Origin of the sequence: Nodularia sp. UHCC 0506 (assembly GCF_034931045.1) — a bacterium.
Lineage (GTDB): Bacteria > Cyanobacteriota > Cyanobacteriia > Cyanobacteriales > Nostocaceae > Nodularia.
This window is the reverse complement of the sequence record NZ_JAYGHH010000008.1, coordinates 50,999-59,682: the sequence shown is the minus strand read 5'-3', so window position 1 is coordinate 59,682 and position 8,684 is coordinate 50,999. Positions and strand designations below refer to the sequence as shown.

At 37.3% G+C, this 8,684-nt stretch carries 7 protein-coding genes and 1 pseudogene; 3 read left to right on the top strand and 5 right to left on the bottom strand.

All coding sequences use genetic code 11. From position 1 onward, the window contains the following. A partial coding sequence (locus VB654_RS07920; RefSeq protein WP_323213137.1) for an ABC transporter ATP-binding protein/permease occupies positions 1–1,639 on the bottom strand: 1,639 nt, incomplete at its 3' end. Positions 1,640–1,658: 19 nt separating this feature from the next. Further along, positions 1,659–2,378: a VOC family protein gene (locus tag VB654_RS07915; protein WP_323213135.1), complete on the bottom strand. Its 720-nt coding sequence runs from the start codon at positions 2,376–2,378 to the stop codon at positions 1,659–1,661. Positions 2,379–3,449: 1,071 nt separating this feature from the next. On the opposite strand from VB654_RS07915, the gene VB654_RS07910 reads away from it, so the two are divergent. Further along, entirely contained in the window at positions 3,450–4,409 is a 960-nt protein-coding gene (locus tag VB654_RS07910; RefSeq protein WP_323213133.1) for a DUF3102 domain-containing protein, read from the top strand. Here the strand turns inward: VB654_RS07910 and VB654_RS07905 are convergent. Both VB654_RS07905 and VB654_RS07900 read right to left on the bottom strand, forming a co-directional pair. Continuing rightward, the gene (locus tag VB654_RS07905; protein WP_323213131.1) at positions 4,406–5,464 is read right to left on the bottom strand and encodes a sucrase ferredoxin; all 1,059 of its coding nucleotides are present in this window, start codon (positions 5,462–5,464) and stop codon (positions 4,406–4,408) included. The two genes, VB654_RS07910 and VB654_RS07905, sit on opposite strands and share 4 nt — an antisense overlap. Further along, positions 5,461–6,180: a COG4280 domain-containing protein gene (locus VB654_RS07900; protein WP_323213129.1), complete on the bottom strand. Its 720-nt coding sequence runs from the start codon at positions 6,178–6,180 to the stop codon at positions 5,461–5,463. Before VB654_RS07900 ends, VB654_RS07905 begins: the two co-directional genes overlap by 4 nt. Positions 6,181–6,396: 216 nt before the next feature. Between VB654_RS07900 and VB654_RS07895 the strand changes: the two genes are divergently transcribed. Both VB654_RS07895 and VB654_RS07890 read left to right on the top strand, forming a co-directional pair. After that, positions 6,397–7,239: a sterol desaturase family protein gene (locus VB654_RS07895; RefSeq protein WP_323213128.1), complete on the top strand. Its 843-nt coding sequence runs from the start codon at positions 6,397–6,399 to the stop codon at positions 7,237–7,239. A gap of 283 nt (positions 7,240–7,522) precedes the next feature. Further along, positions 7,523–8,281 carry a thioesterase II family protein gene (locus tag VB654_RS07890; RefSeq protein WP_323213126.1) on the top strand — a complete coding sequence of 253 codons (759 nt, stop codon included), beginning with the start codon at positions 7,523–7,525 and terminating at the stop codon, positions 8,279–8,281. A 218-nt stretch (positions 8,282–8,499) separates the two neighbouring features. Here the strand turns inward: VB654_RS07890 and VB654_RS07885 are convergent. Beyond that, a pseudogene (locus VB654_RS07885) lies at positions 8,500–8,684 on the bottom strand (HlyD family secretion protein); the annotation flags it as partial.

Sequence of the window (8,684 nt, the reverse complement as noted above, 5' to 3'; positions counted from 1 at the left end):
CTAATACAAGTTGATGATAATTCAACAATTCTTTACGGTGTCCGACACTAATATAAGTGATTGATGTTGTTTGCAGCTTTTGGTATAAACTGGCTTCAGTTTCAACATCTAAGGCACTGGTTGATTCATCCAGAATGGCATATTTTGGTTTAATTACTAACAACCGAGCAAAGGCGAGTCTTTGTTGTTCTCCTAAAGATAACACCCTTGACCAATCAATAACAGCATCTAAGCCTCCGTGACGTGTGGCTAAATCCGGTAAGTGTACTTCTTGAAGAATTTGTAGGAGAATTTCAGGCTGAATATTAGTTTCTGTGAGGGGATAAATTAATTGCTGTCGTAAGCTTCCCCAAGACATATAAGGACGTTGTGGCAGAAATACTATATGTTCATTAGTTGGGCGTTCTATTGTCCCTTTTCCATGTACCCATAACCCTGCAATAGCACGTAATAAAGAAGTTTTACCGACACCACTAGCTCCGATAATAATTAATGATTCACCTGGCTGTACAGTTAGAGATAAATCTTTAACTAAACTGATTTGTTTGGGAGTTTCTAAAGTCAGAATTTTAACTGCAATATATCTATTTTCTAAGATTTTTATTTTACCTTCTGGGGGGAGAGAGGATAATTTTTGTATGCCATTTTTAAGTTCTGTCAGTCGTTGAGTTCCTGCGGCTAAAACACTGATTTGATTGAATTGATTAATAATTAATCCCAGTGCTAATCCTACTCTTTCAAAGGCTGCTTGAGATTGGGTAACAGCACCTATTTCTAGTTCACGGTCAAATATGCGTGGTGCTAAAATAACAAAGGGTAAAATAAAGGTGAGAAACTGATAACCATTCTGAAAAATATTTAGCTGAAATTGCCAGCGAATCAAACGTTTGATATTGGCAAATACGCGGATAAATTTTTGTTGAAGTTGTTTTATTTCCTGGGTTTGTCCACCATAAAAGGCGATAGATTCGGCATTTTCTCTGACTCTAACTAAACCATAGCGAAAGTCAGCTTCTCGCTTTAGTTTCTCAAGGTTTATCCCTAGTAAAACTTTGCCAAATACCAATGTTGTCAACAGTGAACCGAGTCCGGCATAAATTACTAAAGAGTACATCAGGATGGGAGAAATCAACCATAGCACGCCGATAAAACCAATTAACTGCACTAAAGAATCTAGTAAAATTACAAATAGTGCTACTAAGGTTTGGGTGACATTTTTTATATCTTCAGCTAAACGTTGATCGGGATTATCAATGTTAGAGTTAGCTAGTAATTGATAGAACGCTTGTTGTTGAAAATATTCTTGGAGATAGTCAGATGTTACCCATTTGCGCCAGTCAAGGCTGAGTTGAGCTTGGATATAGTTTTTTAAGGATATAAATAAAATGTTAATTATAATAACGCCAGTAAAAAACCAAAATGCTTGATAAAATCTATTGGCGTTTTGTGCTGCTAAGGAAGATGTGAGTTCACCCCGTTGGAAAATTTCAAAAATTATGAAGTAACTACTTCCCAATGATAAGATTACCAGCACAATTAACTGCGCGATCGCTATTTTTCGGTCACGCCAACGAGATAACCAGTATGGTTGGACAATTTGCCATAATTGCTGCCATATTTGACGATTTCTCAAACCCATGAGATGATGACCTCTGTATCTAAAATTGCAATATCAGAGGAATATTAATTTTCCGCGCATCTATTACGCCTCGTTGTATACAATTATCAAAATGCAATTGCATACAGGGTGAACCATACTCAATTTGCACTACGCCATCTTGTGATAACAGCGCTAAAGGTTGAGTCAACGCATTTTCACAAGTGCTAGAAATCTCCATTCCGGTCATTTTTTTGATCCCCAATCTATGGGACATCCACTGGTGCTTTAAATTGGGGAAATTTCTTGTTAATGTGGGTAAAGCGATCGCATCAGGAATGACAAAACACAGAGGTTCGGTTTGAGTGACTAAGTTTTCACTGGAAAAACTCAATAATAATTCTGATTCTTTTGGTAATGAATGGCTAAATTTATACTCATCTAGAAACGCTTTCCTCCCAGATTGCTGACGTAGAGCAACCCCAAAGGGGGAATATTTATTGTTATACTCATAAGTCCGCCCTAAAAAATCTATACCTGTACGAACTGCATAAATTTCCGCCGCAACTTCATCCTCAACCCAGATAAATTCTAAATAAAAATTCTCAAAAAAAATAATCTGCGAAGCTGTACCTCTTTCCGGCTGTTTGACGGAAGTAGGAGAAACAGTTAGTCCATGTTTCGCAAAAAATTCTACTTCCGGTGCTGTCCTCAGACAGATAAAAACATGATCAACTTCTAACAAAGAACTGTTTACCGACGGTAGCAAGGTGGTTTTCATATAATCAGATCGTACAGATTGAGATAGTGAAACATTTTTGGTGGTAAGTATTCATTTACACCTATAATCTTTGACAAAAATATTCCCAATTTACCTAATCATTCGATATTTAGAATATATTATCATTTGTGTATTTTTCTCAAGTGTTTTATTGGTATAAAATACTAAAAATGTTGTTAATCAACTACTTAGAGATTACAGAAAATAAGTGGTTATATTGCAAAATGTTAATTTATACTCATATTTAGTCAAAGTGAGAATTAGCTTCTGTGTAGTTTAGAGGCTATTCTTGAAACTTGAAAGGATAGTGTCAGCCTGTCTTTAAACCTTTTTTCTGGGAAGAAAGAAGATTAAAAACCCCTATTCCTGGCTAGGAAATGGATACTAAACAAATGAACTTCCGAGTTTTTTGGTGTTTCATTGATGACTTAATTTTTTAGTAATCATTCTCAATAAACCAATAAATAGCCTACTTTGTCAAGTCTCTTTGTTGTCACCTCAATTAATAGACACAAAAGACTCTGTTAAAAATGCTGCTGGTAAAAGTTGGGAGGTAAGGAAGATATATCCGTATTTATATTGACTACGATAGTTTTTATAACTCGACGCTTTCAAGCAGCAGGGCTGTTACTCAGCAATCTTTATAGCTTAAAATAGGCAAACAAACGCGTGTATGTTATCAAAAATATAGTGGAGTAAAATTAAGTAATATTACGGTAAATGATTGAAAATAATTAAAGTTAAAATGTATTTATGCAAGTAGTGTTGCTAAGTTTATAGTTGTTTTCGGCTGAATGAATTATATATATAGGAATCCGGTTTGGTTTATGTTCGCGTAGCGTGGCGTAGCCATATTTACTCGTAGAGGTAGGGAACAGGGAACAGGGAACAGGGAAGAAGGAATAGGTCGTTTTGTATGGCTTACGCCACGCCAGCTATCAAAATTCAAATAGGAGTCCTATATATTAATATAGGGATTGTAACTGAGTACAATAGACTGGTGATTTTTTGTCCTGTCAGGGAGCTAAGGTAGGTGAAACCTTTATTTAATGGATTTACAAACTGATAATTATGATTAATTCCAAGCGTAAGAATCCAAAAGAGAATATATTAGCTAGTTTTGATTATGGCATTCTCACTCCCGAACAGCGATCGCTCGTTGAGCAACGCACCAGCGAAATTAGAGAACAGTTACGAAAAACGGCTCAAGATATTTGGGAGATTGGAGAAAGTTTAGCGGAGGTACGCGCTCAACTGAAGCATGGCCAGTTTGAGACTTGGCTAAAAGCTGAATTTGGTTGGAGTCGTCGCACGGCTTATAATTTTATTAACGTGTACGAAACCTTTGGAAATCGTGCAAATCTTGCACAAATTGATATTGCTACCTCGGCGCTTTATCTCTTGGCTGCACCTTCCACACCGGAAAATTTGCGGGAGCAATATTTACAAGAAGCAAAAACAGGTAAGCGCATCACCCATAAAGAATTAGTCCACACTATTAAGCATCAAGCCGAAAAAGTAGCTGAAAAACCAGAAGAATTACCACTTCATCCCAAATCAGAAATTATTTCTATTATCCCTCATTCCACAAAAACTACTAATCATAGTGATATTACTGAGCCAAAAGTTAAAGAAATCACTACGAACCCAAGTAGTAGTCAATGGTTACGCTTAGGTAAGCAGCATTTAATATTTCATGGAGATACAGCTTCACCAACGTTTTTCGCTAATATCCCTCCTATTGCTGTGGCTGTGGCTGTGACTGCGGATGATTGGGATCATGAGTGGCTAATTGAGGAAGCTAGAACATTGATTGTGCTTCAACCTGCGGATTTACAAACAAATACTTTAGAGCAAATAATTACGATGTTTTCTCAGCCAGGAGAGTTGGTACTGTTTCCTTGGCTACCACAAGAGGATATGATTGCGATCGCTCATCGTTTGCAGCGATTGGTGATAGCCGGTGATCCTTCTCTAGATTTGTGCCAGAAGGCTGTTATTGCATCGGGTTTGAGTGTGGAAAAAATTTAATGGATTTTTAGCAGCTTTTCCACAGCATACTGATTAACCCTTGTCAAAGGGACATCATCGCCGGATTTGAGTTTTGTTGTCACTGTGCCGGTTTTTTTGACGAGGGCTGAGTATGCACCCCCATTGTAATTAATTCGGATTTTAGTCCATGTTGCTTGCTCATTCCACCGTGTAACTAAAAGTTTTAATTTGGGGATGGGAAGGCAGTTAAAAATAATTTTCAAAAGCATTTTTACTATTCCCCCTTGCTCCTGCGCCAATATGCGCCCTGTTTTGGAATATTCCAACCAATCCCACCCCTGCTGCATCCAAATTTCCCGTTCTGCTATTTGCTCAAATTTGCTCAAACCCGTCCAACCACGATAGAAAGGGCGCAATTGAGAAACATCACCTTGACGATAAATTAAACAATCTAAAATATCCAGTTCTAAATGTCCCCAAACTTGTCCGTTAGGAAAGTCAATTAATGTGGGAGCAAATTGATGTCCGCCAAAATGATTAGTTTGCCACACGCGCAGATTTTCTGTAGTTTTGGCATATTTTTTTTGTAGTTGTTGGTAAAGGGGATAACCAAATCTGCCACAAGCTCGGTCATAGTTAGCATGGGTACAGATGAGAATTTCCCGAATGTGTGCTGTTGGTTGTTGGTAGGTTTGAAAGCGGATGAGTTGACGGGGTTGGAATAATATAGCTTCTGCAAGGGACGCAATTTCAGCTAGGGGAAGTAGATATTCTTGCTTGGTGTATTGAGCAAATAACTTGGCTGGACGCTTGTAGTAAAAAATGCGGACAAGTTCTGGATGAGTGTGAATTTTATGGGGTGCGATCGCCAATAGTCGAGTTTTGAAGTATCGTAGAGGTTGAGATGCTAACTTCTCTACAACTTGCAACAGTGGTTGAAACTGTGGTTTTTGTTGCCAAAGGTCAGTTTTCCAAGGTTGGGGTACTTCCACCAGCAACCATTCATCTACTGTGCCGGCTGTACCAATGGGATCTTCGCGGTTAGCTTGAGAAACTACGGAACAGTAACGACAATCATCATTTAATTTTTTCATGTCACCAGTTGATTTTTCAGCCAATACACGGAAATTCCCGCCGTGAAACCATAAAATGTGATTAAAATCAAGATAAAAAATTCATCTAAGGGAAATTCTAGCCCTATTCCTTCCCCTAACCAGAAAGTTCCCATAGCACTGAGCATGACTCCAGCACCTAATTTGATTAATACTTCTGGCAGTTTTAATAAATATTGATGTAAGAAAATTACCACCACTAAGGATAATATTAATGCTAATCCAGTACCTGCGATCGCCTCAGACCATGCACTGGTTGCTAAACCTAATGTGATCACAATCACAACAATTTCCAAGGCTTCCAGAGCCACGCTTTTGGTCATAATCAAGAAATTGAGTTTGCTAAACCCTGGTGATTCTTGGTCTAATGTAATACCTTCTTTTTCTAATACCTGCTCATCGATCCAACCGGCTCGTCTTCCGCTTGCTAGTCTGCGTACAGACTTCTTTGCCCATCCCCAGCCGAACCACAACAGCAATGATCCAATCAGGATTTGTAATGGTTGTAGTGGTAAAAATTGTAACCCATTTCCTAGTGCGATCGCCACAGCTAAGACTACTATGAAGCCGACGAGGGAACCCCAAATAGCCTCTCTCACATAGCCAGAACTACCAATAGCATAGGCGATCGCCACCACTTCTAAAAATTCAATCCCTGTACTGCCAAATGCAGCCAAGAAAATACTCCAATTAATCATATATCTCACCACAGAAATTCAGATGACTTTACAACTAACTTACTATACTTGTGGTAAATTAGTAAAAACATTGTCTTACAGAAAAGTTGGTCAGTTGCTAAATTAATAAATAATAGCACTACCCTAACGTCAATAAATAACTTTAGCAAAGAGTGTGGTTCTTTAAATGAACCGTATTTAGCTGTATTCCCCACACAAAAAATAGGTTGGTTGATTATGGAATGGATTGATTATGTCTCCATTTTCGTGAAATATGTGTTGCAAGGACTTCTGATGTATGGTGTATTTATGCTTATCGAAAGATTGCGGCCAGCCGAGCCAAATCAGCCATTTCGTCATATTCTTTTTAACTTAAAGTGGTACATTGTCTATACTTTATTGGCATTTTTAATGAATGCTATTGGTATTGCCACATTAGTAGAATTAACACGTACTTGGTTAGGTGGAGCTTATTTAACTTTCCCAGAACCCAGAAATTGGATAGAAGCATTTTTTGGAGTCATACTTTACTTGTTGATTGTTGACTTTTTTTATTATTGGTTTCACCGATGCCAACACACCAATTCATTTTTATGGGAACAGCATAAATTTCATCATAGCGAAGTTTCTTTAAATGTTACCAGTTCTAGAAGATTACATTGGTTAGAAGAGCCATTAGTTCTCTTATTTATAGTCCTGCCTATGACCTTATTATTTAATCTTCAACCCATACCAGCTGGTTTCTTAGCATTCATACAAGTTTTGTGGTTACAGTTTATTCACATGAATTTACGGTTAGGAGTAGGCAAATTATCCCCTATCATTGTTAGTCCACAATATCACAGAATTCACCACTCATATCAACCAGAACACATTGATAAAAATTATGCCGTCTTTTTTCCCATTTGGGATATTATCTTTGGCTCTTATTATCATCCGCCAAAGGGAGAGTTTCCCCCTACCGGACTAACAACAGGAGAAACTCATAATCATCTTTGGGAAGCAGCAATTTTACCTTTTAAAGAATGGTTAAAATTAATCAAACCCAGAAAGCAGAAACCAGAAAAAACTCATTTCTAATGTAATATCTCCTACTAATTAAAACTACTGTGTACACCGCAGCCTCCCTTGCACCGCAGAGGTTAGGGGTGGGGTCTGATGATAAAATAGAGAATTTGCAGACTTGTGTGTACACTGTAGCCCAATCAGGGTAGACATCAAACAATTCTTTTATCCCAATTCTGTATTAAGAGGAAAGAACCACAAAGGACACAAAGAAAGAGGCAAAAAATTAGCACAAATTTACAAAAAAATAGTATAGTAATTATTTGGGAATCGCGATCAAGAATTACAACCTTTGATTATGAACTTTATTCACACCAAAAATCCTTGGCTAATATTTCCTCAACCAAATCCCCAAGCGAAATTACGGTTATTTTGCTTCCCCTATGCTGGAGGTGGAGCATCTATTTTTCGGGAATGGTACAAACAATTAAACCACGAAATAGAAATTTGTGCAGTGCAGTTACCAGGAAGAGAAGATCGACTAATTGAAACACCTTTTAATCATCTCCAATCTTTAATAAATGCACTAAGCCAAGAAATATTACCCAATTTAAATCAACCCTTTGCTTTCTTTGGTCATAGCATGGGTGGTTTAATATCTTTTGAACTAGCACGTTATTTACAGCAAAAACATGATTTAAAGCCATTACATTTATTCATCTCTGGTGCAAAAGCCCCTCATATTCTTGCAACAAAGCCACCCATTCATAATTTACCACAACCAGAGTTTATCCAAGAGTTACGCCGTTTTAATGGTACGCCAGCAGCAATATTAGAAAATAGAGAATTTATGGAATTATTCTCACCAACTTTAAGGGCAGATTTTGCGGTTTTAGAAACTTATATTTATACAGAATCAGCACCATTATCTTGTAGAATCACAGCCTTGGGAGGTTTGGAAGATACAGAAGTTACCCTAGAGAAATTAGTAGCATGGAAACAACATACAACTAATAATTTTTCTATAGAAATGCTACCAGGAGATCATTTCTTTTTGAATTCTCATCGGGTGCAATTGTTAGAAATATTGTCAAAATATATAGAAATTCCCGATTAAATATACTATAATCATAGTTGGGTTATTCAATAATAATTAAAAAACGTCGGCTGGATCAGCATAACGAAGTTTACTAGAAGCGATCGCTGCTGAAACTATACACATAACGAAAGTTAATAAAAATACTATTACAGCCAGTTCAGGTGTCATCCCTGTAAAATCGCGATAATTTGATTTTTTTCGACAAAATCACCTTCCTTCACCAAAATTTGGTTAACTCAGCTATCTTGAGCATTGGGAACAGAGAGTCTAATAACTTCTCCTTCTGGTTCAATTTGTCCCAAGGCGACAACAGCAGTTACAGGTGCTGGTTCTACTACTATCTGAGAGTTGAAATTAATATTTGCCTGGGATGTTGTACAACCTGAAGTAAGATTTAATATTCCCCAAATTATCGTGTTTA